Annotated in this window: 17 protein-coding genes, 1 tRNA gene and 1 pseudogene; 16 read left to right on the forward strand and 3 right to left on the reverse strand. The window is 66.2% G+C overall.

Annotation, left to right across the window (positions count from 1 at the left end):
* Positions 1-22: 22 nt before the first annotated feature.
* A complete protein-coding gene (locus D7252_RS09490) occupies positions 23-1,285 on the reverse strand; it encodes an LCP family protein (RefSeq protein ID WP_120775169.1) in 1,263 nt (420 codons plus the stop codon).
* Between the two features lie 148 nt (positions 1,286-1,433).
* On the opposite strand from D7252_RS09490, the gene D7252_RS09495 reads away from it, so the two are divergent.
* From D7252_RS09495 to D7252_RS09515, 5 genes are read left to right on the forward strand one after another with little or no spacing between them, the layout of a single operon-like run.
* Positions 1,434-2,726, forward strand: a complete 1,293-nt coding sequence (locus D7252_RS09495; RefSeq protein WP_120775170.1) for a sugar ABC transporter substrate-binding protein — start codon at positions 1,434-1,436, stop codon at positions 2,724-2,726.
* 13 nt (positions 2,727-2,739) lie between these two features.
* A complete protein-coding gene (locus D7252_RS09500; protein ID WP_120775171.1) occupies positions 2,740-3,714 on the forward strand; it encodes a carbohydrate ABC transporter permease in 975 nt (324 codons plus the stop codon).
* Positions 3,711-4,544 carry a carbohydrate ABC transporter permease gene (locus D7252_RS09505; RefSeq protein WP_120775172.1) on the forward strand — a complete coding sequence of 278 codons (834 nt, stop codon included), beginning with the start codon at positions 3,711-3,713 and terminating at the stop codon, positions 4,542-4,544. The genes D7252_RS09500 and D7252_RS09505 overlap by 4 nt, the downstream gene beginning before the upstream one ends.
* On the forward strand, positions 4,541-6,052 hold the full coding sequence (locus D7252_RS09510; protein WP_120775173.1) for a glycoside hydrolase family 3 N-terminal domain-containing protein: 1,512 nt from the start codon (positions 4,541-4,543) through the stop codon (positions 6,050-6,052). The genes D7252_RS09505 and D7252_RS09510 overlap by 4 nt, the downstream gene beginning before the upstream one ends.
* A gap of 12 nt (positions 6,053-6,064) precedes the next feature.
* Positions 6,065-6,943, forward strand: coding sequence for a MurR/RpiR family transcriptional regulator (locus tag D7252_RS09515; RefSeq protein ID WP_120775174.1), 879 nt, complete (start codon positions 6,065-6,067; stop codon positions 6,941-6,943).
* A 54-nt stretch (positions 6,944-6,997) separates the two neighbouring features.
* Here D7252_RS09515 and D7252_RS09520 read toward each other — a convergent pair whose 3' ends face one another.
* Complete coding sequence (locus tag D7252_RS09520; RefSeq protein ID WP_120775175.1) at positions 6,998-7,918, reverse strand: sugar kinase; 921 nt, start codon at positions 7,916-7,918, stop codon at positions 6,998-7,000.
* A gap of 173 nt (positions 7,919-8,091) precedes the next feature.
* On the opposite strand from D7252_RS09520, the gene D7252_RS09525 reads away from it, so the two are divergent.
* The 9 genes from D7252_RS09525 to D7252_RS20050 all read left to right on the forward strand — a co-directional run bounded on the left by D7252_RS09525 (position 8,092) and on the right by D7252_RS20050 (position 22,730).
* Positions 8,092-9,765, forward strand: a complete 1,674-nt coding sequence (locus tag D7252_RS09525) for an ABC transporter substrate-binding protein (RefSeq protein ID WP_120776890.1) — start codon at positions 8,092-8,094, stop codon at positions 9,763-9,765.
* Between the two features lie 143 nt (positions 9,766-9,908).
* Entirely contained in the window at positions 9,909-10,913 is a 1,005-nt protein-coding gene (locus tag D7252_RS09530) for an ABC transporter permease (protein ID WP_120776891.1), read from the forward strand.
* 34 nt (positions 10,914-10,947) lie between these two features.
* Positions 10,948-11,913 carry an ABC transporter permease gene (locus D7252_RS09535; RefSeq protein ID WP_120775176.1) on the forward strand — a complete coding sequence of 322 codons (966 nt, stop codon included), beginning with the start codon at positions 10,948-10,950 and terminating at the stop codon, positions 11,911-11,913.
* Positions 11,910-13,643 carry an ABC transporter ATP-binding protein gene (locus tag D7252_RS09540; protein WP_251050678.1) on the forward strand — a complete coding sequence of 578 codons (1,734 nt, stop codon included), beginning with the start codon at positions 11,910-11,912 and terminating at the stop codon, positions 13,641-13,643. The genes D7252_RS09535 and D7252_RS09540 overlap by 4 nt, the downstream gene beginning before the upstream one ends.
* A gap of 233 nt (positions 13,644-13,876) precedes the next feature.
* Entirely contained in the window at positions 13,877-17,380 is a 3,504-nt protein-coding gene (locus tag D7252_RS09545) for a DNA-directed RNA polymerase subunit beta (protein ID WP_120775177.1), read from the forward strand.
* 79 nt (positions 17,381-17,459) lie between these two features.
* Positions 17,460-21,335, forward strand: coding sequence for a DNA-directed RNA polymerase subunit beta' (rpoC, locus tag D7252_RS09550; RefSeq protein ID WP_120775178.1), 3,876 nt, complete (start codon positions 17,460-17,462; stop codon positions 21,333-21,335).
* Positions 21,336-21,421: 86 nt separating this feature from the next.
* Complete coding sequence (locus D7252_RS09555; RefSeq protein WP_120775179.1) at positions 21,422-22,351, forward strand: PfkB family carbohydrate kinase; 930 nt, start codon at positions 21,422-21,424, stop codon at positions 22,349-22,351.
* Between the two features lie 86 nt (positions 22,352-22,437).
* Positions 22,438-22,519: transfer RNA gene (locus D7252_RS09560), tRNA-Tyr, on the forward strand.
* 13 nt (positions 22,520-22,532) lie between these two features.
* Entirely contained in the window at positions 22,533-22,730 is a 198-nt protein-coding gene (locus D7252_RS20050; protein ID WP_183055250.1) for a hypothetical protein, read from the forward strand.
* Positions 22,731-22,745: 15 nt separating this feature from the next.
* Here the strand turns inward: D7252_RS20050 and D7252_RS09565 are convergent, their stop codons facing one another.
* Entirely contained in the window at positions 22,746-23,075 is a 330-nt protein-coding gene (locus tag D7252_RS09565) for a hypothetical protein (protein ID WP_120775180.1), read from the reverse strand.
* Positions 23,076-23,207: 132 nt separating this feature from the next.
* Between D7252_RS09565 and D7252_RS09570 the strand changes: the two are divergent.
* Together D7252_RS09570 and D7252_RS09575 are read left to right on the forward strand one after the other, a co-directional pair.
* Positions 23,208-23,462, forward strand: a pseudogene (locus D7252_RS09570) (integrase core domain-containing protein); the annotation flags it as partial.
* A gap of 171 nt (positions 23,463-23,633) precedes the next feature.
* Complete coding sequence (locus D7252_RS09575) at positions 23,634-24,278, forward strand: hypothetical protein (protein WP_120775181.1); 645 nt, start codon at positions 23,634-23,636, stop codon at positions 24,276-24,278.
* Positions 24,279-24,453 lie beyond the last annotated feature (175 nt).

The following is a 24,453-nucleotide window of genomic DNA, read 5'->3' on the forward strand; positions in this document are numbered from 1 at the left end:
GCCTACGCGCTGGGGAGGGGACTCATCGCTGGTTCCCGACCGAGCAGGTCTCCTGCTCCAGGGTCTGCCCGGAGATGTCGGGCGGAAGGGTCGCCCTGACCGGGGGGCTCGTCGTCTCCGATCCCGCCGTCGCCGTGGGGGCAGGCGCCTGGGTCGGTGCGGGGGTCACGAGCTCCACACCCTCGTGGGTGGCGACGTCACCGGTGAGCTGCACCGGCTGCCCGGATTTCAGGGCGGCCCACAGGGCGTCGGCGGCTTCGTAGTTGGGCACGACGCGGTTGCTGTCGTCGGGGTCCTCGAGATTGGGGTACTGCACGAACACGAAGTCACTGAACGGCACGTCGTTGAGGGCGAGTGCGAGCTGGGCGAGGCGGAGGGGGTCGCGCAGCTCCTCGCTCGGAACGATGTTGTCGGCGATCGCGTTGGCCAGGCGCAGCACCTTGGGCACGTCCGTCAGGGTCTCTTCGCTGAGGACCTTCTTGGCGAGGCGGGACATGTACTGCTGCTGATTGGAGATGCGCGCGAGGTCGCTCTCGTCGCCGACCCCGTGCCGGGTGCGGATGAACTGCAGAGCTTCCACCCCGGAGATCGTGTGGGTGCCCGGAGGCAGATTGAGTCCGGTGTGCCGGTCGCGGATGCCGTCGCCGGCGATGCAGACCTCCACGCCGCCGATCGCCTCGGTGATGGCCATCACGCCGTCGAAGCTGAGCTTGGCCGCAAACCCGATCGGGATGTCGGCGAGGTCGCTCACCGTCTTCGCGACACAGGACAGGCCGGCTTGGTCGAACACCGAGTTGATCGACGCCTTCGCCATCGCCGGGCTGACCGTGCCGTCTTCTCTGGTGCATTCGGGGACCTCGATCATGAGGTCGCGGGGGAGCGAGACGACGGTGACGTTGCGTGGCTCCGCGGAGACGTGGACGAGGAGGTTGACGTCGTTGCGGCTGAGCCCGTCCGCTTCTTCGCAGCGCTCGGCGAAGAGCGCGGTGGCCTTCTCTCCGCACTCGTCCGTGCCCACGACGAGGATGCTGAACGCCTGGTCGGCCGGGTATGCGCCGAGCGACGGCGGCTCGACCTCCGGCGCGCCCTCGAGCGCGACGGCGTCGTCGCCGACCCGGTTGAAGACATCGACGACGAGATAGGCCCCGACGGCGACAGCCGAGACGACGACGACGCCCAGGGCGATGCCGAGGAACTTCAGGAAGCTGGAGAGCGGGCTCGGAGTCGGCAACGTCGCATGGCGCGCGACGGTGGGTCGAACGGCGTCCTGATCACGGCGGGGCATGGCGCGAGCCTAGCGGCGAGAGGCGATGTTACGGCCGTATGACGTTTGTGGGAATAACTTGCAGGCAATTAGTTAGTCGTGGATACTTTTTCCTACCGGTGAGCACCCGACGCCCGCCAGGAGCTATTTCAAAGAGGAGAACACCCTGATGCACAAGCGCATTCTTCCGGCCCTGGCGCTCGGCGCCGTGGCCACGCTGGGTCTCGCCGCCTGCGCCGGCGGCGGCTCGAACGAGGGCAGCACCGACGGGGAGGGCCAGGAGCTCACCGTCTGGATCATGAAGGGCACCAACCCCGACTCGACCGCCTTCTACGACGAGGTCTCGACGGCCTTCGAAGAGGAGACCGGAGCGACGGTCAACATCGAAGAGGTGCAGTGGGCCGACGCTCACGACCGCTTCGTCACGTCCATCGCCGGTGGCACCACCCCCGACATCGCCGAGACCGGCACCACCTGGACCGCCGAGTTCGCCGACGCCGGTGCGCTCGAGCCTCTCGGCGAGTACGTCGACGCCGAAGACGGCCTGCGCGACGACCTGGTCGAAGGCCTTGCTGTCGCGGGCACGTACGAGGACGAGCTCTACGGCATGCCCTGGTACGCCGGCGTGCGTTCGCTGGTCTACCGCACCGACGTGTTCGAGGAGCTCGGTCTCGAGGCCCCGGAGAACTGGGACGACATCGTCGCCGCCGGTGAGGCCATCAAGGCAGCCAAGCCCGACATGCTCCCGTTCCCGGTTCCCGGCGACGCCGAGTTCCAGGTGTATCCGTGGGTGTGGGGTGCGGGCGGAGAGGTCGCGACGCAGGACGGTGACACCTGGACCAGCGAACTCGACAGCCCCGAGTCGCAAACGGGACTGGAGTTCTACACGGGCCTCGCCACCGAGCACGGCTTCTCATCGGCCGGCGCGACCACCTGGAAGGAGACGGACCTTCGTGACGCGTTCACGCAGGGCAACGTCGGCATGATGCTTTCCGGCTCATGGACCCCGAAGGCGCTCATCGAGGCGAACCCCGAGCTCGAAGGCAAGATCGGCGCCGCCGTCATCCCCGGCCAGGACGGTGGCATCGCTCCCTCCGTGCTCGGCGGATCGCACCTCTCGGTCTTCAACACGACCGAGAACGCCGACCTCGCGTGGGAGTTCGTCAAGATGATGACCACGGGTGAGTTCGCCGAGCAGTGGGCGGCCGAGACCGGCTACTTCCCCGGCGTCCAGTCCGCGATGGAAGAGGCTCTCGCCTCGACCGACCCGCTCGTCGCACCGTTCGCCGAGCAGATGGTCGAGGGTGGAGCATCCGTCCCCGTCACGCCGAACTTCGGCGCCGTGCAGGCGAAGAAGACGACCAACTCCATGATCCAGGCCATCGTCAGCGGCCAGAAGGACGTCGAGACCGCGACGAAGGATGCCGCGGATGAGATGACCGAACTGCTCAACCAGAAGTAAGGCAATACCCTCCATGTCGATGGTGCAAGCGCCACTGCCGACCACGAAGGCGGAGTCCTCCTCCGCCTCCGTGGTCGGCGGCCGGCCGAAGCGAGGCCTCTCGCTCGTCTCGGCCCGTCCCTGGCTCCTCCTCGCGCCCGGGCTGATCATCCTCGCGGTGCTCATGCTCTGGCCGCTCGTCCAGGTGTTCATCTACTCGCTGCAGGACTACGGGCTGCGCGAGATCAACACCGGCGAGAGCAACTGGATCGGTCTCCAGAACTACGTCGAGGCACTCACCGATCCGCAGCTGTGGACCGTGGTGCTGCCGAACACCGTCGGCTTCGCGGCCGTCGCGGTGTTCGTCACCGTCGCCGTCGGCACGCTCGTCGCTCTGCTGCTCGCCCGCTTGGGTACGGTCTGGCGCACCATCGTCTCCAGCTGCATCATGGTCGCGTGGGCGATGCCCGCCGTGACCGGCACCTACGTCTGGACGTTCATCTTCGACCCCGACCGGGGTATCTTCAACGCCGTCCTCAAAGACGTGGGCCTGATCGACGAGTCCGTGAACTGGTTCACCAACCAGTGGTCGTTCTACGCGATCGTGCTGCTGAACGTCGTCCATCACGGCTTCCCGTTCGTGGCGATCACCGTCCTGGCCGGGCTCCTCGGCGTCTCCAAGGAGATGCTGGAGGCCGCAGCGCTCGACGGCGCGAACTCATGGCGACGGTTCTGGCAGATCATCTTCCCCACCCTGAAGCCGGTGTTCACCGTCGTGATCATCCTGTCGACCATCTGGGACTTCAAGGTGTTCGCGCAGGTCTATCTGATGCCAGGCGGATCCGGTGGCAACCGCTCCGTGCTGAATCTCGGTGTCTGGTCGTACGTGGAGTCCTTCGGTCAGAACCGGTACGGATTCGGCGCGGCCCTCGCCGTGCTGCTCACGCTCGTCCTGATCGGCATCACCATCGTCTATATTCGGTCGCTCACGAAGGAGGACGAGCTGTGAACCCCCGTGCCTCGCTCCGATCGCGGATCGGCATCGGGATCGCCGTCGCCGCCGTCCTGATCTTCACGCTCTTCCCCGTCTACTGGATGGTCTCCAGCGCCTTCGACGCGAAGGCATCCAGCGGAGGACAGTCCCTGCTGCCGCAGGAGTTCACGTTCGACAACTTCGCCTACGTCCTCACCGAAGGCGGATTCGGCACCTACCTGCGCAACTCCGCCATCGTGGCGTTGGTCACGGTGTTCGTCAGCGCGCTCGTCTGCCTGCTGGCGGCGGTCGCCGTGGCGCGCTTCCGCTTCAAGTTCCGCACCACGATGCTGATGATGATCCTCGTCGTGCAGATGGTTCCGCTGGAAGCGCTCGTCATCCCGCTGTTCCTCCAGGTCAAGAGCCTCGGCCTGCTCAACAGCATCCTCGGTCTGATGGTCGTGTACGTCGCGCTCTCCCTCGCCTTCGGCATCTGGATGCTGCGAGGTTTCGTCGCCGCGGTCCCGGTCGAGCTCGAAGAGGCCGCCTACATCGACGGTGCGAGCTGGTGGCGCATGTTCCGCTCGGTGCTGCTGCCGCTGGTGATGCCGGGGCTCGTCGCGACCAGCATCTTCAGCTTCATCACCGCGTGGAACGAGTTCATCTTCGCCATGACGATCCTGGGTGCGGAGAGCGACCAGTACACCGTCTCGATCGGCCTGAAGTCGTTCTTCGGGCTGCACTCCAACGACTGGGGCAGCATCATGGCCGCGTCGACCATCATCACGATCCCGGTGATGATCTTCTTCGTCATCGTGCAGCGACGTCTGTCGGCCGGCATGGTGGCGGGAGCCGTGAAGGGATGAGCGCCGACCTCGAGCGCCTCGCCAACGGCGTGCTCTGGCCGGGGTTCTTCGGCACCCGCGCGCCGGAATGGCTCCTCCACGAACTGCGCCAGGGGCTCGCCGGAGTCGTGTACTTCGGGCAGAACGTCGGCGAGGGACTCGCCGCGCTCAGCGACGAGATCCGACAGGCCAACCCGGATGCGCTGATCGGCGTCGACGAAGAGGGCGGCAGCGTCACGCGGCTGGAATCGGCGACAGGCTCCACCGTCCCCGGCGCCGCCCAGCTCGGGTTGCTCGACGACCTCGTCGCGACGGAGACGACCGGGGCCGAGCTGGCGCGCCGTGTGCGCGCCGTCGGCGCGAACGTCGTCCTCGGGCCGGTCGCCGACGTCAACACCGACCCCCGGAACCCCGTGATCGGCGTGCGAGCCTTCGGGGCGGATGAGGCGCTCGTCTCGCGTCACGTCGTCGCCTCCGTCGACGGCATCCAGGACGCCGGCGCAGCTGCGTGCGTCAAGCATTTCCCCGGGCACGGCGACACGCACCTCGATTCGCATCACGCCCTCCCGGAGATCTCCCTCGACATCGAGGAGTTCGAGCGCGTGCACCTCGAACCGTTCCGTGCGGCCGTCGCGGCCGGGGTGGATGCGGTCATGACCGCGCACATCGTCGTCCCCGCCTGGGGTGAAGCACCGGCGACCCTGAATCCTCGCGTTCTCGGGATGCTGCGCCAGTGGGGCTTCGACGGCGTCATCGTCACGGATGCGCTCGACATGGCCGCCATCCGTGAGACCGTGGGCATCGGCGGCGGAGCTGCTCTCGCACTCGCCGCGGGTGCCGACCTGCTGTGCATCGGCAACCCGACGAACCCCGGTGACGACGCGTTGGCCGATCAGGACCTGCAGGACTTCCTCGCCGCGCGTGACGGTATCGTGACAGCGCTCCGCGACGGCTCGCTGTCGCGGGAACGCGTCGAGGAGGCGGCCGCGCGCGTGGCCGCGCTCGCCGCCAAGCTTCACGAGGCGGCCGATCGGGATCAGGAAACCGACGACGAGTATGACGCGGGTGCGATCGTGCGCCGGGCGATCAGCATCGTCGGGACGGCTCCTGCCTCGGCATCCGAACTCGCCGTCATCGACGCGCGCCGTCGATCGTCGCTCGCCGTCGACAGTGCAGCCGGCTACGTCTCGGGCGGCCTCGCGGCAGACGGTCCGCGCGTGCGCCTCGACGTCGCCTCCACGCCCGTCGCCGAGCAGGACGAGGTACTAGACCGCGTCGCGGCGGGTCCGGGGACCACGGTGCTGCTCATCGACCGGCCCGACGCGGATGCCGCGCAGCGTGCCCTCGTGGAGCGTGCGGCCCTGAAGGACGCCGGGGCCGTCGTCGTCAACGTCGGATTGCCGGCGAAGCATCCGCTGCCGCTTCCGACCATGGAGGTGGCCGCCGCCAGTCTCGTGGGTGCGCAGGTGGCCCGCGAGCAGCTGCTGGGACGCTTCGCCCCGCCGGAGAGCACCCGTACCGCCGGCTGAGCGGGACCGCACATGGACGATGACGTTCTGGGGCTGGTGCGCCGCTCGATTCCGAGGCTGAGTGCCGCGGAGGGCCGCGTTGCGGAGACGATCCTCGGCGACCCGACGCTCGTCGTCGACCTTGCGATCAACGACCTCGCGAAGCTCTGCCGCACCTCGTTGTCGACGGTAGCCCGCTTCGCGCAGTCGCTCGGTTTCAGCGGCTACCGCGAATTGCGGGTCGCCGTGGCGCGCACGGTCACTCTCGCTCAGGCGCAGCAGGCCCGATTCGGCTTGGACAGCACGGCCATCGACCCCGACGACGGGCCTGCGGCGATCGCCGCGAAGCTGGCGGCGATGGAGATCGACGCCATCGAGAAGACCGCCCACGCGCTCGACGGGGTCGCTCTTGATCGCGCGGCCACCGCTGTGGCGTCGGCACGTCACATCGACCTGTTCGGGCAGGCATCGTCGTCGCTCACCGCGCAGGACCTTCAGTTGAAACTGTCACGGATCGGATGCTCCGTGTCGCACTCCCCGGATCCTCATCTCGCAGTGACGACCGCCGCGCTCCGGTCGGCCGACGACGTGGCGATCGCGTTCTCCCACGGAGGGGAGACGTCGGAGACCGTGCGCGCGCTCGAGGTCGCCCGCGACGCCGGGGCGTTGGCGGTCGCCGTCACCAGTGCCGCGGAGTCGTCGCTCGCTCTGGCCGCTGACGTGGTCCTGCTCACCCACGCACACGAGTCGCCCTTCCGGATGGCAGCGATGTCGAGCCGCATCGCGCAGCTGGCCCTGGTCGATGTCCTGTTCGTGCGGGTCGTGCAGCATCGGGGCGAACCGGTCGCCGTCTCTCTGCAGCTCACGCACGACGCGGCAGCACTGCGCCGTCAGACCCCCTCGGGTCGCTGATCGCCCCCGTTCGTCTCGTCTCGCTGGCGCTCGCTCAACGACCGGGATAGGGCCTCAGTCGACGTGGTCGCGGGTGCTCGCCAGAGCCCGGGTGGCGATGCGGTGGCCGCGCGCGAGACTCCCCGCAAGGGAGAGGCCCGTGAGGACGCCGGCGAGGAAACCGGCGGCGAAGGCATCCCCGGCACCGATCGTCTCCACGACGGGCACATCGAGTGCGTCGCTCGTCGCACGCTCCTCGCCGTCGAATGCGACCGCACCGCTCGGGTCGGTCAGCAGCAGATACCGCGGTTCCGGGAAGAGACGACGCAGCGCTGCCGGGTCGCCCGTCCCGAACACGGCTTCGGCGTCCGGCCTTGTGCAGAAGAAGATGTCGGCGCGCCGCGCGAAGTCCGAGATCAACGCCGCGCCCTCGTCTTCGCGTCCTCGCCACAGTGCCGGCCGCCAGTTCACGTCGAAGCTGAGCAGGCGGTCGGGTCGACGCTCGGCGAAGAGCGCCTCCTGCGCCGCACGGGCCGATGCCGACAGGGCCGGGGTGATCCCGGAGGTGTGCACGAGCGCCGCGCGGTCGAGAAGAGCGGATGCCGCGGGTGACTGCAGCGTCTGCGGTGACAGGCCCGCGGCGGCGGAACCCGCGCGGTAGTAGTGCATCGTGCCGTCCACCGCCCCGTCCGGACGCGCAGCGAGTTCCTTCACGTAGAGCCCGGTGGGAGCAGCCGGATCGACCTCCACGGCGGAATCGTCGATGCCGTGACGATGGAGCTCGGCGGTGAGGAAACGACCGAACCCGTCGTCGCCGACGCGGGAGATGACGGCGGTGGAGATGCCGGCCGATGCCAGGGCGATCGCCGTGTTCCACTCCGCTCCGGCAAGGGAACGGTGGAAGGTGCGGCTGTCTTCGAGGGGTCCTGCGTCAGCGGCGACCAGAGCGACCAGGCCTTCGCCGACGCCGACGGCGAGAGGGGAGGAGTCGGGCACGATCAGGACACTACCCGATCCGGTATTACGGGGAGATGTCGATATCGGATTGCAACGTGCCGGTGTTTGGTATCTGGGAAACCACTGGGTAGTTTCAAGGAATCACCGTGTCCGGAGGCGACGACGCTCACCGGGACGTGCAGAGAAGCGCCCTACAGGGAAGGTTCACCACCATGCACCACTCAATCACACGTCGGCGAGGTCTCATCGCCGTCACCGGAGCCGCACTCGCGGCGCTCGTCCTCTCGGGATGTGTCGCCAGCGATCGCGGAGACGACGGGGAAGCAGCCGCTGGCGACGTCGACGGCACATTCGTGTTCGCCGCATCGTCCGACCCGGCGAGCCTCGACCCGGCCTTCGCGCAGGACGGCGAGTCCTTCCGCGTTTCGCGCCAGATGTTCGAGGGTCTCGTAGGCACCGAGCCCGGCACCGCCGACCCCGCTCCGCTCCTGGCTGAGTCGTGGGAGTCGTCCGAAGACGGCATGACCCACACGTTCGCCCTCAAGGAGGGCGTCACCTTCCACGACGGCACCCCGTTCAACGCGGAGGCCGTCTGCTTCAACTTCGACCGCTGGTTCAACTGGACCGGCCTCGCCGCATCCGAGGCGTTCGGCTACTACTACAACAAGCTCTTCAAGGGCTACGCCTCCAACGCCGCAGACGCTGTCTACAAGTCCTGCGCGCCGGACGGCGAGTCGTCGGTCACCATCGAGCTCAACAAGCCCTTCGCCGGGTTCGTGGCATCGCTGTCGCTGCCGTCGTTCTCGATGCAGAGCCCGTCGGCTCTGGCAGAGTTCGGTGCAGACGAGGTGGCGGGTTCCGCCGAGGCGCCCCAGCTCTCCGAGTACGCGATGGGACACCCGGTCGGCACCGGCCCCTACCAGTTCGACGAGTGGGCTCCCGGCGAGCAGGTCACGCTCGAGTCCTACGACGACTACTGGGGCGAGAAGGGCCAGATCGACGAGATCATCTTCCGCACGATCGACGACCCCACCGCCCGCCGGCAGGCGCTCGAGTCCGGTTCGATCGACGGTTACGACCTCGTCGGCCCCGCCGACACCAAGGCGCTCGAGGACGACGGCTTCACCATGGTGTCGCGCCCGCCGTTCACGATCCTCTACCTCGCCTTCAACCAGGCGATTCCGGAGCTGCAGGACCCGAAGGTCCGCGAGGCTCTCTCCTACGCCATCGACAAGGACGCCCTGATCAGTCAGGTGCTGCCGGAGGGCACCGAGAAGGCGACGCAGTTCCTTCCCGACGTCGTCAACGGCTACAACAAGGACGTCACGACGTACGACTTCGACCAGGACAAGGCCAAGGAACTGCTCGCGGATGCCGGCTACACCGAGGCGAACCCGCTGAAGCTGACCTTCAACTACCCGGTCAACGTGTCGCGCCCGTACATGCCGGACCCCGAGCAGATCTTCACCGTGCTGTCGACGCAGCTCGCCGAGGTCGGCGTCGAGACCACCCCGGTCTCGGAGGAGTGGGTCGAGTACCTCGACCGCACCACCGGCACCGCGGATCATGGCATCCACCTGCTCGGCTGGACCGGTGACTACAACGACACCGACAACTTCGTCGGCGTCTTCTTCGGTCAGAAGAGCTCGGAGTGGGGCTTCGACAACCCCGAGCTGTTCCAGAAGCTGACGGAAGCGCGTGGAGTGCCGAACCTTGACGAGCAGACCGCGCTGTACGAGCAGATCAACGAGGATGTCGCGCAGTTCATCCCCGGTGTCCCGCTTGCGCACCCGGCGCCGACCCTGGCGTTCGACCCGCGCGTGGAGAGCTACCCGGCCAGCCCGGTGAACGACGAAGTCTTCACGGACATCGTCCTCACCAAGTGACGGCCACCGGTTCCTCTCTGATCGGTCGTTGAGCGAGGAGCGAAGCGACGAGACGAAACGCAGTGACCTGCGGGAAGCTGCGTTTCGTCTCGCTTCGCTCGCTCAACGACCTCAGGAGTGACCGGGCAATCATCGGAGATCTTTTGCTGCGCACCATCGGCGGGCGACTGCTGTTCCTCATTCCCACCCTGATCGGCCTCAGCATCCTGCTGTTCGCCTGGGTCAGGGCCCTCCCCGGTGGCCCCGCCGTCGCTCTTCTCGGTGAGAAGGCGACGCCCGAGGCCATCGCCCGAGTCAACGAACTCTACGGCTTCAACAAGCCGATCCTCGAGCAGTACTTCATCTGGGTCGGCCGCCTTCTTCAGGGCGACTTCGGCACGTCCATCCAGACCAACCGGCCGGTGACGGAGGAGTTCCTCCGTCGCTTCCCGGCCACCCTCGAACTGAGCGTCATGGCGCTGATCTTCGCCGTCGGCGTGGGCATCCCGCTCGGGTATTGGGCTGCCCGTCGGCACGGCAAGTTCACCGATCACGCCTCGGTCGTGCTGAGCCTGGTCGGCATCACCATCCCGGTCTTCTTCCTGGCCTTCATCCTGAAGTACATCTTCGCGGTGCAGCTGGGCTGGTTGCCGTCGGACGGTCGACAGGATCCACGAATAGACGCGACACATCCCACCGGGTTCTACGTGTGGGACGGCATCATCACCGGGGAGTTCGACGCGTCCTGGGACGCGATCCTGCACTTGATCCTGCCTGCGCTCGCGCTCGGCACGATCCCCCTCGCGATCATCGTCCGCATCACCAGGGCCAGCGTCCTGGAGGTGCAGAACGCCGACTACGTGCGCACCGGACGCGCCAAGGGCGTGGGATCGTCGACGTTGCGCAGCCGCTTCATCCTGCGCAACGCCATGCTGCCGGTGATCACGACGATCGGTCTCCAGACCGGACTGCTCATCTCGGGGGCGGTGCTCACCGAGACGGTGTTCGCCTTTCCCGGTATCGGATCGTTCCTGGCGAGGGCGATCTTCACACGGGACTTCCCGGTGCTCCAAGGATTCATCATCTTCATCGCGATCGCGTACGCGCTGATCAACCTCGCGGTCGATGTGTCCTACAGCTTCATCGATCCGAGAGTGAGAGTGCAGTGAACTCCTTCACCATCCCTCGCGAGGAGGACGCCTCATGACCATCGCGCTCCCTCCTGCCCAGGGGCCGTCTGCCGAGAGCGGCGGCAACATCGACACCGTCGCGCTCGCACAGGCCGACCTCAAGGGCGGCTCCGGCGGCTTCTGGAGCGATGTCTTCCGTCGACTCCGCGGCAACCCGACGGCGTGGATCGGTGCGGCCATCGTGCTGCTGTTCCTTCTCGTCGCCGCTCTCGCGCCTTTGTTGGCTCCGTACCCGGAGACGGCGCTTCCTGGCGCGAAGTTCATCACGCCGACCTACATCCCCGGACCGGGGGAGATGCCGGAGTTCCCGCTCGGTCTCGACCGGTTCGGTGGCGACGTGCTCTCCAAGCTCATCTGGGGTGCGCAGGCCTCGCTGCTGGTGGGCGTGATCTCGACGGCGATCGGCCTGGTCGGCGGCATGGTGCTCGGCCTGCTGGCGGGAACGTTCGGCGGGTGGGTCGACACCCTCATCATGCGCATCGTCGACATCATCCTGTCGGTCCCGAACTTGCTGCTGGCCGTGTCGATCGCGGCGATCCTCGGTCAGACGCCATTCGCGATCATGATCGCCATCGGTGCATCCCAGGTTCCGATCTTCGCGCGTCTGCTGCGCGCGTCGATGCTGCAGCAGCGCTCCAGCGACTACGTGCTGTCCGCGCAGACGCTCGGCCTCGGCCGGGGCCAGATCACCATGTCGCACGTGCTGCCCAATGCGATCGGTCCGGTGATCGTGCAGGGCACCCTGACGCTCGCGACCGCGGTCATCGATGCCGCTGCGTTGTCGTTCCTCGGCCTCGGCGGTGGGCGCCCGGAGACGGCGGAGTGGGGTCGCATGCTCACCTACGCTCAGGCCGAGCTCGCGATCGCACCGTGGCTGGCATTCCTCCCCGGTATCTGCATCGCCGTGACCGCGCTCGGCTTCACCCTGCTCGGTGAGGCGCTGCGCGAGGCGATGGACCCGAGGACGAGGGCGCGATGAGCGCCACGAAGGAGAATCAGATGTCCGCTGTGCCGCTGCTCTCGGTCAAAGACCTGGCGGTGGACTTCGCCACGATGGACGGCGTCGTGCACGCGGTCGAAGGCGTCGATCTCGAGATCAACCCGGGGGAGACGGTCGCGATCGTCGGCGAATCCGGATCGGGCAAGTCGACGACCGCCATGGCCATCATCGGATTGCTCGCCGGTGGCGGCAGGATCGCCGCGGGCAGCATCCGCCTCGACGGGAAGGACATCGGTCGCGCCTCGGAGAGCGAACTGCGCTCGATCCGTGGTCGAGACATCGGTCTCGTGCCGCAGGACCCGATGTCGAACCTGAATCCGGTCGCGAAGATCGGCACGCAGGTCGCCGAAACGCTCCTGGCGCACGGTCTCGCCAACCGTCAGAACGTGCAGGCCAAAGTCGTCGAGGCCCTCACCTCGGCCGGCCTGCCTGACCCGGCGAAACGGGCGAAGCAGTACCCCCACGAGTTCTCCGGCGGCATGCGCCAGCGGGCGCTGATCGCGATCGGACTGGCGTGCAAGCCGCGCCTGCTGATCGCCGACGAGCCCACCAGCGCACTCGATGTCACGGTGCAGCAGACGATCCTCGACCAGATCGGGGCGATGACCCGTGACCTCGGGACCGCCGTGCTGCTGATCACCCACGACCTGGGGCTCGCCGCCGAGCGGGCGGAGCGGGTCATCGTGATGCACCGCGGTCGGGTCGTCGAGCAGGGGTCGGCGCGGCAGATCCTCGAGGATCCGCAGCATCCGTACACCCAGTCGTTGGTGAAGGCGGCACCGTCCGTCGCAGCAGCGCGCCTCCGCCCGGAGACGTTCGCCGTCGACGCCCGGCCGTCGAACGAGTCCGCGGAGACGGAGACTGCGGACGCCAGGTCGTCGAGTCGGCCGAGCGAGACGAAGCGCCCCGACGGGGCCCGCACCGAGAACATCGTCGAGATCGAGAACCTCACGAAGGTGTACCCGGTGCGCGGTCGTGGTGAGGACTTCGTCGCCGTCGACGACGTGTCGCTGGCGATCCCGCGCGGTGAAACGGTGGCGATCGTGGGGGAGTCGGGGTCGGGCAAGACCACGACGGCTCGGATGCTGTTGAAGGTGATCGAGCCGACCAGCGGTTTGATCCGTTACGAAGGCAAGGACATCTCGACTCTCAGCCGAGGGGAGAAGCGGGACTTCCGCCAGCGAGTTCAGCCGATCTTCCAGGACCCGTACTCGAGCCTGAACCCGATGTTCACGATCGAGCGACTCATCGGGGAGCCTCTGGACTTCTACAAGCGGGGGAGCAGCAGCGATCGACGCAAGCGCGTGCGGCAGCTCCTCGACGACGTGGCTCTGCCGCAGTCGATGCTCCGCCGGTATCCGTCCGAGCTCTCCGGAGGTCAGCGGCAGCGGGTCGCGATCGCGCGGGCCCTCGCGCTGTCGCCGGAGCTGATCGTGTGCGACGAGCCGGTCTCCGCGCTCGACGTGCTCGTGCAGGACCAGATCCTGAAGCTGCTCGGCGACCTGCAGAAGGAGTACGGACTGAGCTACCTCTTCATCTCGCACGACCTGGCGGTGGTGCGGCTGATCAGCGACTACGTCTGCGTCATGAAGGACGGCAAGCTCGTCGAGGCCGCCTCGAGTGAGGAGATCTTCACGAATCCGCGCGACCCGTACACCCGGCGTCTGCTCGCGTCGATCCCCGGTAACGAGCTCAACATCGCATCCTGAGATCACCGGGTCGGGGGTCTCCCGGCCCGGTGATCCGATGCTTTTACCGCAGCATCCGAGATTGGTCAAGGACTGAGCTTGCCATGTCGTGGAATCGCACGTATAGTTGCTAGTTGCGCTCGCTTCTCCCTGCCCTCATATGGTGGTCGGCATTTCGTTGAGTCTTTGAGCGCACACTCCACCTGACGACAAAGGAATCGAGAAGCCCTGCGGGGCTCACGGAGGTTATTCCCTTGGCTGCTGCTCGCAACGCATCCACATCCACCACCACCAAGAACGGACGCGGAGCATCCCGTCTTTCGTTCGCCAAGATCTCCGACACGCTGACGGTCCCAGACCTTCTCGCATTGCAGACCGAATCCTTCGGTTGGCTCGTCGGTAACGACGCCTGGAAGGCGCGCGTTGCCGAGGCCAAGAAGGCCGGCCGCAACGACGTCAATGAGAACAGCGGCCTCGGCGAGATCTTCGAGGAGATCTCCCCGATCGAGGACCTCGGCGAAACGATGCAGCTGTCGTTCACGAACCCTTACCTCGAGCCGGAGAAGTACTCGATCGAGGAGTGCAAGGAGCGTGGCAAGACCTACGCCGCTCCGCTGTACGTCGAGGCCGAGTTCATGAACCACCTCACGGGTGAGATCAAGACCCAGACGGTCTTCATGGGCGACTTCCCGCTGCAGACCGACAAGGGCACGTTCATCATCAACGGCTCCGAGCGCGTCGTCGTCTCGCAGCTGGTGCGCTCGCCCGGTGTCTACTTCGACAAGACCCCCGACAAGACGTCCGACAAGGACATCGTGTCGGCGCGCGTCATCCCGAGCCGTGGTGCCTGGCTCGAATTCGAGATCGACAAGCGCGATCAGGTCGGCGTCCGCGTCGACCGCAAGCGCAAGCAGTCGGTCACGGTCTTCCTCAAGGCGCTGGGTATGACGAGCGAGGAGATCCTCGCCGAGTTCGCCGGCTACACCTCGATCGAGGAGACGCTCGCGAAGGACACCATCGTCACGAAGGAAGATGCCCTCCGCGACATCTACCGCAAGCTCCGTCCGGGCGAGCAGGTCGCCGCCGAGGCCGCCCGCGCGCTGCTGGACAACTTCTACTTCAACTCGAAGCGCTACGACCTGGCAAAGGTCGGTCGGTACAAGATCAACCACAAGCTCGGTCTCGACCAGCCGCTGAACTCGTCGGTGCTGACCGTCGAAGACATCGTGGCGACGATCAAGTACCTGGTGCGTCTGCACGCCGGCACCGAAGAGACCTTCACGGGAATCCGCGGTGGCAAGAAGGCCGAGATCCGTCTCGCGACCGACGACATCGACAACTTCGGCAACCGTCGCATCCGCGCGGTCGGCGAGCTGATCCAGAACCAGGTCCGCACCGGTCTCTCCCGCATGGAGCGCGTCGTTCGCGAGCGCATGACCACGCAGGACATCGAAGCGATCACGCCGCAGACCCTGATCAACGTGCGCCCCGTCGTCGCCGCGATCAAGGAGTTCTTCGGAACGTCGCAGCTGTCGCAGTTCATGGACCAGAACAACCCGCTGGCCGGTCTGACGAACAAGCGTCGTCTCTCCGCGCTCGGCCCGGGTGGTCTGTCCCGTGACCGCGCCGGTGTCGAGGTCCGTGACGTTCACCCGTCGCACTACGGCCGTATGTGCCCGATCGAGACCCCGGAAGGCCCGAACATCGGTCTGATCGGTGCTCTCGCGACCTTCGCGCGCATCAACTCGTTCGGTTTCATCGAGACCCCGTACCGCAAGGTCACCGGTGGCGTCGTCACCGACCAGATCGACTACCTGACGGCTTCCGAAGAGGTCGACTTCAACATCGCGCAGGCCAACGCCCCGCTCGATGCGAAGGGTCGCTTCCGCGAGAGCCACGTCCTGGCCCGCCCCAAGGGCGGCAGCGGCGAGGTCGACCTCTTCCTCCCGGAGGAGATCGGCTACATCGACGTCTCCCCGCGCCAGATGGTGTCGGTCGCCACGTCGCTGGTGCCCTTCCTCGAGCACGACGACGCACAGCGCGCCCTCATGGGTGCCAACATGCAGCGTCAGGCTGTGCCGCTGCTCCGCAGCGACTCGCCGCTCGTCGGAACCGGTATGGAGGGCTACACGGCCATCGACGCCGGTGACGTGCTCACCGCCGAGAAGCCGGGTGTCGTCTCCGAGGTCTCCGCTGACCGCGTCGTCGTCATGCTCGACGAGGGCGGAACGCAGGAGTACCACCTCCGCAAGTTCGACCGCTCCAACCAGGGCACGTCGTACAACCAGAAGGTCGTCGTCAACGAGGGCGACCGGGTCGAGGTCGGCGAGGTCGTCGCAGACGGTCCCGCGACCGAGAACGGCGAACTGGCGCTCGGGAAGAACCTGCTCGTCGCGTTCATGACGTGGGAGGGCTACAACTTCGAGGACGCCATCATCCTCAGCCAGGACCTCGTGAAGGACGACACGCTCTCCTCGATTCACATCGAGGAGTACGAGGTCGACGCTCGCGACACGAAGCTCGGCAAGGAGGAGATCACCCGTGACCTCCCCAACGTCAGCCCTGAGCTGCTGAAGGACCTCGACGAGCGCGGCATCATCCGCATCGGTGCCGAGGTCCGCCCCGGCGACATCCTCGTCGGCAAGGTCACGCCGAAGGGTGAGACCGAGCTGTCGGCCGAGGAGCGTCTGCTCCGCGCGATCTTCAACGAGAAGAGCCGCGAAGTCCGTGACACCTCGCTGAAGGTGCCCCACGGTGAGCAGGGCACGATCATCGCGGTCAAGGAGTTCAACGCGGAAGACGGCGATGACGAACTCGGCTCCGGCGTGAACCGCCGCGTCGTGGTCTACATCGCCCAGAAGCGCAAGATCACCGAGGGTGACAAGCTCGCCGGTCGTCACGGCAACAAGGGTGTCATCGCGAAGATCCTCCCGATCGAGGACATGCCGTTCCTCGCGGACGGAACTCCGGTCGACATCGTGCTGAACCCGCTCGGCATCCCGGGCCGAATGAACTTCGGTCAGGTCCTGGAGACCCACCTCGGGTGGATCGCGAAGCAGGGCTGGAAGGTCGAAGGCACTCCGGAGTGGGCTGCGAAGCTCCCGAAGGAAGCGTTCGAGGCCGCTCCCGGCACGAAGGTCGCCACCCCGGTGTTCGACGGTGCGAGCGAGGAGGAGATCGCTGGTCTCCTCGACGCGACCACGCCGACTCGTGACGGTGACCGCCTGATCGGTTCGAGCGGAAAGGCCCTGCTGTTCGACGGCCGCTCCGGCGAGCCGTTCCCGGCACCGGTCTCCGTGGGTTACATGTACATCCTGAAGCTCCACCACCTGGTCGACGACAAGATCCACGCACGCTCGACGGGTCCGTACTCGATGATCACGCAGCAGCCGCTGGGTGGTAAGGCGCAGTTCGGTGGACAGCGCTTCGGTGAGATGGAGGTCTGGGCTCTCGAGGCCTACGGCGCCGCGTACGCGCTCCAGGAGCTCCTGACGATCAAGTCCGACGACATCCTCGGCCGCGTGAAGGTCTACGAGGCGATCGTCAAGGGCGAGAACATCCAGGAGCCCGGCATCCCCGAGTCCTTCAAGGTGCTCATGAAGGAGATGCAGTCGCTCTGCCTGAACGTCGAGGTCCTCTCGGCCGACGGCACGCTGGTCAACCTCCGCGACACCGACGACGAGGCCTTCCGCGCAGCGGAAGAGCTCGGAATCAACATCTCCAGCCGCTTCGAGGCCGCCTCGATCGACGAGATCTAATCCGCGGGCACGCTCAGGGATCCGTCCCTGAGCGTGCCGGCGACAGACTTCTCAAAAGAATTCCGACACAGGAGAATCAGTGCTCGAGTCAAACACTTTCGATGAGCTTCGCATCGGCCTGGCCACCGCAGACCACATCCGCGCGTGGTCGTATGGTGAGGTCAAGAAGCCCGAAACCATCAATTACCGCACCCTGAAGCCGGAGAAGGACGGTCTCTTCGGAGAGCAGATCTTCGGCCCGTCCCGTGACTGGGAGTGCGCCTGCGGAAAGTACAAGCGTGTCCGCTTCAAGGGCATCGTCTGCGAGCGCTGCGGCGTGGAGGTCACCAAGAGCTCCGTCCGTCGTGAGCGCATGGGTCACATCGAGCTCGCCGCTCCGGTCACCCACATCTGGTACTTCAAGGGTGTTCCCTCGCGTCTCGGCTACCTGCTCGACATGGCGCCGAAGGACCTCGAGAAGGTCATCTACTTCGCTGCCTACATGGTCATCTCGGTCGACGAGGATGCTCGTCACCGTGACCTCGGGACGCAGGAGAACAACATCCGTCTCGAGCTGAAGACGCTCGGTGACCGTCGTGACTCGAAGATCGCCGAGCGCCTCGCTCGCCTCGAAGAGGAGCTCGCTGCTCTCGAGGCTGAGGGTGCCAAGGCCGACGCGAAGAAGAAGGTCAAGGACGCCGCCGAGAAGGAGATGTCGCTCATCCGCAAGGGTGCCGACGAACAGATCGCCAAGCTCGAGCGGGTCTGGGAAGACTTCCGCACCCTCGAGGTCGGCGCTCTGCGCCCCGAGGATGACGTCTTCCACGAGCTGCAGGACCGTTTCGGTCAGTACTTCGAGGCCTACATGGGCGCCGAGTCGATCCAGCGTCGCCTTGCGGCGTTCGACCTGGCCGCCGAGGCCGAGAGCCTGCACCTGCAGATCTCCGAGGGCAAGGGTCAGCGCAAGATCCGCGCGATCAAGCGCCTGAAGGTCGTCAACTCGTTCCTGGAGACCGGTATGAGCCCGGCCGCCATGGTTCTCGACGTCGTCCCGGTGATCCCGCCGGAGCTGCGCCCGATGGTGCAGCTCGACGGTGGCCGCTTCGCGACCTCCGACCTCAACGACCTCTACCGTCGTGTGATCAACCGCAACAACCGTCTTCGTCGTCTGATCGACCTCGGTGCCCCCGAGATCATCGTCAACAACGAGAAGCGGATGCTGCAGGAGGCCGTCGACGCACTGTTCGACAACGGTCGCCGTGGTCGTCCGGTCACCGGTACCGGTAACCGCGCCCTGAAGTCGCTCAGCGACATGCTCAAGGGCAAGCAGGGTCGTTTCCGTCAGAACCTGCTCGGCAAGCGCGTCGACTACTCCGGCCGTTCGGTCATCATCGTCGGCCCGCAGCTGAAGCTGCACCAGTGCGGTCTGCCCAAGCAGATGGCTCTGGAGCTCTTCAAGCCGTTCGTCATCAAGCGCCTGATCGACCTCGGTCACTCGCAGAACATCAAGGCGGCCAAGCGCGCCGTCGAGCGCACCCGTCCCGAGGTCTGGGACGTGCTCGAGGAGATCATCCGCGAGCGTCCGGTGCTGCTCAACCGTGCACCCACCCTGCACCGTCTGGGCATCCAGGCGTTCGAGCCGCAGCTCGTCGAGGGCAAGGCCATTCAGCTTCACCCGCTCGTTTGCGCGGCGTTCAACGCCGACTTCGACGGTGACCAGATGGCCGTGCACCTGCCGCTGTCGGTCGAGGCTCAGGCCGAGGCCCGCGTGCTGATGCTCGCGTCGAACAACATCCTGAAGCCGTCTGACGGCCGTCCGGTGACCCTGCCTTCGCAGGACATGATCATCGGCCTGCACCACCTGACCACGGTCAAGGCGGGCGCAGCCGGTGAGGGCCGTGCATTCGGTTCGGTCGGCGAGGCGATCCTGGCGAAGGACGAGGGAACCCTCGACCTGCAGGCCAAGGTCCGCATCCGCATCCCGGGTCTGACGTTCCTCGAGGGCGACGCTCCCGAGGGCTACGAGCGTCATGGTCTCGTCGACGCCTCGCTGGGTCAGGCGATCTTCAACGACACGCTGCCCAAGGGCTACCCGTTCGTCCGCGAGCAGGCAGACAAGAACAAGCTGTCGCAGATCGTCAACAAGCTGGCTGAGGAGTACCCCAAGGTCGAGACGGCTGCATCGCTGGACCGCATCAAGGATGCCGGTTTCTACTGGGCCACGCGCTCCGGTGTGACCGTCGCCCTGAGCGACATCCTCACGCCGCCGAACAAGGCGGAGATCGTCGCGGGCTACGAGAAGCAGGCCGCGAAGGTCCAGTCGCAGTACGAGAAGGGTCTCACGACCGACTCGGAGCGTCGTCAGGAGCTCATCAAGATCTGGACCGAGGCGACCGACGAGGTTCAGACCGCGATGCGGGCGAACTTCCCGGAAGACAACACCATCAACCGCATGGTGTCGTCGGGCGCTCGTGGTAACTGGCTGCAGATCCGGAACATCGCCGGTATGCGAGGCCTGGTGAACAACCCCAAGGGTGAGATCATCCCGCGTCCGATCATCTCCTCGTACCGCGAGGGTCTGTCGGTGGCGGAGTACTTCATCGCGACGCACGGTACCCGTAAGGGTCTGGCCGACACCGCTCTGCGTACCGCCGACTCGGGTTACCTGACCCGTCGTCTGGTGGATGTCTCGCAGGACGTCATCATCCGCGAAGAGGACTGTGGCACGTCGAAGGGCCTCGAGCTCCCGATCGCCGCTCCGAACTCGCAGGGTGAGCTGGTCCGCGATGCGAACGTCGAGAACTCGGTGTTCGCTCGTACCCTGGCCTCCGGTGTCGTCGACAGCAAGGGCGAGGTTCTCGCCGACGCTGGTGACGACGTGGGCGACGTGCTCATCGACAAGCTGGTCGCGGCGGGTGTCGAGACCATCAAGGTGCGCTCGGTCCTGACCTGCGACTCCGCCGTCGGTGTCTGCGCGCAGTGCTACGGCCGTTCGCTCGCAACCGGTAAGACGGTCGACATCGGTGAGGCCGTCGGCATCATCGCGGCACAGTCGATCGGTGAGCCCGGTACCCAGCTGACGATGCGTACCTTCCACACGGGTGGTTCGGCATCGGCGGATGACATCACGCAGGGTCTTCCCCGCGTGCAGGAGCTGTTCGAGGCTCGTACCCCCAAGGGTGCGTCCCCGATCGCCGAGGCAGACGGCCGCATCACGATCGATGAGACCGACAAGGCCAAGAAGGTCATCCTCACGCCCGACAACGGCGACGAGGCTGTCATCTACCCGGTCCTGCGTCGTGCGACTCTCCTCGTCGAGGACGGGCAGCACGTCACGGTCGGTCAGCCGATCCTGGTGGGAACGCTCGACCCCAAGGAGGTCATGCGTGTCATGGGCGCCCGCGAGGTGCAGCGTTACCTCGTCAACGGCGTGCAGGGCGTCTACCGCTCGCAGGGTGTGCCGATCCACGACAAGCACATCGAGGTCATCGTCCGTCAGATGCTCCGCAAGGTCACGGTCGTCGATCACGCCGACACGACTCTGCTCCCGGGTGAGATGGTCGACCTCAAGCGCTACCAGGCGATCAACCGCGAGGCTGTGGCAGAGGGCAAGCGCCCCGCGTCCGGTCGCTCGGAGCTGATGGGTATCACGAAGGCGTCGCTTGCGACGGAGTCGTGGCTGTCGGCCGCCTCCTTCCAGGAGACGACCCGCGTGCTCACCGAGGCTGCGATGCAGGGCAAGCGTGACCCGCTGGTCGGTCTCAAGGAGAACGTCATCATCGGTAAGCTCATCCCCGCCGGAACCGGTCTCTCGAAGTACCGTGACGTCACGGTCGAGGCGACGGAAGAAGCCAAGAGCGAGCGCTACCCGAACCGGATCTTCGCATCCGACGGCGCGTACGCAGACGGTGACTTCGGTTATGTCGACTTCGACGCGTTCTCAACGGACGACATCACCCCCGGTACCTATAACTGATACTGAGGCGTGACTGCACGAAGGCCCCGGGGTTCGCCTCGGGGCCTTCGTCGTGTCCGCAGGAGACGCTGCGATAAGGTCGGCGGATGAGTATCGAGTCCTCCCCAGCCGGCAGCGCGGTCGTGATCGGCGACGCGTTGATCGATGAGATCCGTGACGAGTCCGGTGTACGTGAACTCGTGGGCGGGGCGGCGCTGAACGTCGCGGTCGGGCTTCGGCGTCTCGGTGTCACGACCACTCTCATCGCCATGGTCGGTGACGATGTGGCCGGCGCTCATATCCGCGAGTACCTCGTCGATCACGGCGTCGCACTGATCGAGAGCCCCGCGCCCCACGGCTCATCGCGCGCGGTCGTCCAGCGGGCAGCGAACGGCGAGCCGGCGTACGTCTTCAATGAGGCGGCGCAGCGGCGCAGCATCCGCTATTCGGATGCGGCGCGGGCGGCGATCGCGACAGCCGATCTCGTCGCCGTCAGTTGTTTCCCGTTCGACGTTCCGGGTGAGGTCGACGCGCTGGCTGACGCCGTGGCCGGTGTTCGCCTGGCGATCGACCCCAATCCTCGGAGTGGGATGCTGAGCGATCGCGCGGAGTTCGTGCGCGGGTTCGAGCGCGTCGCCGCGGATGCGGAGATCGTGAAGGTGGGCGCCGACGATGCGACCATGCTTTACGACACGGGTCTCGATGCGCTGCGCGCGCGCCTCAGAGAGCTCGGCGTCCGTGCCGTGCTCGCGACGGCTGGCGCGGACGGCGCCACGCTGGAGACCGACGCCGGTGCGCCGGCCGTTCCGATCTCCGTGCTGCCGGGTCGTATCGTCGACACCGTCGGTGCCGGGGACGCCACCCTCGCAGCGGTGGCCGCCGGCCTGGTGTCGGGGGCGCCGTCAGCGCTCGAGGAGTGGCGCGAGCTGCTCCAACGCGCGATGGATGTCGCCGCCGCGACGTGCCGGGCCGAGGGCGGTCTGCTGCGCACGCCGGAGTCCCTCGCGGAGGCGGAGCGCGGCGTCTTCGGGAGTTGAGCGTTCGATTTCATCCGGCCGCGTCTGACGGGTATGATTGACCATCGTGCCCCCGGTTGGCTGTTCAAGTCGGACGGGTGTGCTCTGGCGAGTTACCCAAGCGGCCAAAGGGATCTGACTGTAAATCAGACTGCATCGCATTCGGGGGTTCGAATCCCTCACTCGCCACAGAGAGTTGTTCGTGGATCTCGTGAAAGTTATCCAGGAAACTCGCAAGGCAAAGAAAAACGCCCCCGCATCGGGGGCGTTCTTCGTTCTTCCGCTCCTCACAGTCGTTCTGGGAGCTCTGCGCGTGCGCCGCGCCATGTCCTTCGAGCCGACTATTCGTCATCTGGGCACGCTCGCGCCGTCCGTGTTGCCAGGAGAGATGTGTCGGTGAGAGTGAGGCGCGCGTTTAGGTCCGCGCGGGCCCGCGTCTACTTCGTCGGGCCTGGCGCGCTTCGCGGAGCTTGAGGCGGGTGCGTGCGGAGGTGCGTCGGCTGCGACGGGTGCGTGCGACAGGCGGGGTGATGCCGTCTTCGACTTCGCCAGCTCGTTCATCTCGTTCGAGGAGGAAGTCGCGGATGCGCTGCAGGTTGGCGGCGGCGATGGTCATCACTTGCAGGAACCCTTGGGCGGCGCGGCCGCGCATGCGTCGCCTACCGGGCTGTGCGAGGGCGAAGGTCGCGGAGTCTTTGACGTAGTCGTTCGCGGACTCGACTTGGGAGCGGGCGTAGCCGAACATCGCTTCCCACTCGTCGGTGCCGTACTGGTAGTGCTGGCCGAACTTGCCGTCGTCAGTGATGTCGAAGCTGGTGCGGGTCTTGTTGGTGCAGGGCTTCCCGACGCTTCGGCTTATTGAGGATGGGGATCAGACTTCGCGGCTGCGCTGGGAACGATCCAGCACCGATGGACACGCCCCTACCGACCGCCAACCAACGGCAAGGTCGAACGCTTCAACCGCACCCTCGCGACCGAATGGGCATACTCGACGACCTACCTTAGCGAGAACGCCCGATCAGCGACCTACGTCGACTGGCTCCATCACTACAAATCACCACAGACCCACACCGGCATCGGCGGCCAAACACCCTCAGACCGCGTTCACAACCTCACGGGGAAGAACAGCTAGTCAGCGACCTCAGATACGTCTGTAAGGAACTTGTTGGTGGCGCGAAGAGGTTTCCGACGGGCGGCTGAACGGCCGCGCTGGCGACACGTAGCGTGGACGACCGTAGCGCGCGAGCGCAACCGACCGGTACGTGACAAGCATCAACTGTCTCGCAACAAAGAAGGAGTCTTCGTGGCCAATACTCAGATCCGCAGATACCGGGTGCTCGCCCTCGCATCAGCAGCCGTACTCCTGATGGTGGGAGTCAGCTCACCCGCGAACGCATCGGCGGTCGATGAGCCGTCGAACGACACAGTGACATTCTCGGTGCTGGGCGATGTGGGGCAGGGGGCAGGTTCTGATGTCACGACCGAGGAACTGGCCGTGCTCGGTGTCGACGTGGATGCCGGAACCGCGACCAAGGCACCCGCTGTGACCTTCCGACAGGAGGCTCCAGCGGCAGTTCAGGCCGCAGCCACCAACAACGTGCTCTTCCGTTGGCGCGACTCCGGCAACCGGGAAGTTGTCCTGCGGAGCTTGCCGTACAACAAGATCCTGACCAAGCACAACCTGACCTACACCACGCCCCGAGTTGTGACTCAGCGCGCGACCCGGACATTCGACGCCGGCACTTCCTGGCGGTATCGACTCGCGGCCAAGGAGATCCAGTGCGACTGGCTGGGCGGCAACTGCAAGGTGATCCGCACCGTCACCGTTCGCACCATTGTCGACTTCCGCTACTACGACAGCGCTGGCACATATGGCGTCGTCACGGCGTACTGTGAAGGGATCACCGGCGCCTGCCCCAACTTTGTCAAGAATGCCCTGAACCAATGACAAGCTTCCATCGAGATCCGTCTGATGTCGCGCTGTGGCGCGACGCCCTCATCGAGTTCTCCACACTGGAGAACGTCCGACCTGAGCAAGGTCTGCTGCAGCAGATCGACCTCGGCCCCGCCGAGCTCGAGGTGACTCTGACGACAGGGGCCCGGCTGACCGTTCCCCCCTCAGC

The sequence above is a fragment of the Microbacterium sp. CGR2 genome (genome assembly GCF_003626735.1).
GTDB lineage: Bacteria > Actinomycetota > Actinomycetes > Actinomycetales > Microbacteriaceae > Microbacterium.

Coding starts and splice junctions, on each gene's coding strand:
- D7252_RS09500 (WP_120775171.1), top strand. CDS start 2,740: ATGTCGATGGTGCAAGCGCCACTGCCGACCACGAAGGCGGAGTCCTCC.
- D7252_RS09555 (WP_120775179.1), top strand. CDS start 21,422: ATGAGTATCGAGTCCTCCCCAGCCGGCAGCGCGGTCGTGATCGGCGAC.
- D7252_RS09535 (WP_120775176.1), top strand. CDS start 10,948: ATGACCATCGCGCTCCCTCCTGCCCAGGGGCCGTCTGCCGAGAGCGGC.
- D7252_RS09525 (WP_120776890.1), top strand. CDS start 8,092: ATGCACCACTCAATCACACGTCGGCGAGGTCTCATCGCCGTCACCGGA.
- D7252_RS09540 (WP_251050678.1), top strand. CDS start 11,910: ATGAGCGCCACGAAGGAGAATCAGATGTCCGCTGTGCCGCTGCTCTCG.
- D7252_RS09515 (WP_120775174.1), top strand. CDS start 6,065: ATGGACGATGACGTTCTGGGGCTGGTGCGCCGCTCGATTCCGAGGCTG.
- D7252_RS09490 (WP_120775169.1), bottom strand. CDS start 1,285: ATGCCCCGCCGTGATCAGGACGCCGTTCGACCCACCGTCGCGCGCCAT.
- D7252_RS09565 (WP_120775180.1), bottom strand. CDS start 23,075: ATGTTCGGCTACGCCCGCTCCCAAGTCGAGTCCGCGAACGACTACGTC.
- D7252_RS09510 (WP_120775173.1), top strand. CDS start 4,541: ATGAGCGCCGACCTCGAGCGCCTCGCCAACGGCGTGCTCTGGCCGGGG.
- D7252_RS09495 (WP_120775170.1), top strand. CDS start 1,434: ATGCACAAGCGCATTCTTCCGGCCCTGGCGCTCGGCGCCGTGGCCACG.